Below are 1,030 nucleotides of genomic sequence, written 5' to 3'. Positions count from 1 at the left end.
GCTTCGCGTCTCGACGTGATGAACCGCCTGGGTCGTGCACTGGCCGACCCCACTCGATCCCGGATCATCTTGACCCTGCTCGACCATCCCGCTTACCCGGCGGAACTGGCCCGAGATCTGGACCTGACACGCCCGAACGTGTCCAACCACCTGGCATGCCTGCGCGATTGCGGGATCGTCGTCTCCGAGCCCGAGGGTCGTCGGACACGATATGAGATCGCCGATTCGCACCTGGCGCAGGCGCTGACGGCACTGGTCGATGCCACCCTGGCAGTGGACGAAGACGCCCCGTGCATCGATCCCGCCTGCTCGCTTCCCGGATGCGACGCAGCTGGGGAGGGCGCATGATCCTCACCTCGGTCTTGCAGGCGATGGGCCTGTTCGCAGCGACCAACATCGACGACATCATCGTGCTCTCCCTCTTCTTCGCGCGAGGGGCAGGCCAGCGCGGCACTACCGCCCGCATTCTGGCCGGCCAGTACCTCGGATTCGCCGGCATCCTCGGTGCCGCGGTCCTGGTGACCATCGGTGCCGGAGCATTCCTGCCCTCGGCAGCCATCCCGTACTTCGGTCTCATCCCTCTGGGCCTCGGCCTCTGGGCCGCATGGCAGGCCTGGCGCGGAGACGATGACGACGATGACGACGAGGCCAAGGTTGCCGGCAAGAAGGTCGGCGTGTGGACAGTCGCAGGCGTCACCCTTGCCAACGGCGGCGACAACATCGGCGTCTACACCCCTGTCTTCCTCAGCGTGGAACCTCTCGCAGTAGTCGCCTACTGCATCATCTTCCTCGCGCTCGTCGCGGTCCTGGTGGCCCTGGCAAAGTTCGTCGCCACCCGCCCCCCGATCGCCGAAGTGCTCGAACGCTGGGAGCACATCCTCTTCCCCATCGTTCTCATCGGCCTCGGCATCGTGATCCTCGTCAGCGGCGGAGCCTTCGGACTCTGACGTAGCGGCAGCGATCCAAACGGCCCCGACCGGGCGCACCCCTCTCGGTTCAGACCGCGACACCTACCTGCAGCCAGTCCTGC

At 66.3% G+C, this 1,030-nt stretch carries 2 protein-coding genes; both read left to right on the top strand.

Annotation, left to right across the window (positions count from 1 at the left end):
• The coding region (gene cmtR / locus CGZ93_RS14010) for a Cd(II)/Pb(II)-sensing metalloregulatory transcriptional regulator CmtR (protein ID WP_229117467.1) at positions 1-348 on the top strand (348 nt) is incomplete at its 5' end.
• Positions 345-947 carry a cadmium resistance transporter gene (locus CGZ93_RS14005; RefSeq protein WP_094364785.1) on the top strand — a complete coding sequence of 201 codons (603 nt, stop codon included), beginning with the start codon at positions 345-347 and terminating at the stop codon, positions 945-947. The genes cmtR and CGZ93_RS14005, both read left to right, overlap by 4 nt.
• The last annotated feature ends 83 nt before the right edge of the window (positions 948-1,030 follow it).

Source organism: Enemella dayhoffiae, assembly GCF_002250625.1.
In the GTDB taxonomy this organism is placed as follows: Bacteria; Actinomycetota; Actinomycetes; order Propionibacteriales; family Propionibacteriaceae; genus Enemella; species Enemella dayhoffiae.
The sequence above is the reverse complement of the archived record's forward strand: the minus strand, read 5'-3'. Positions and strand labels throughout refer to the sequence as shown.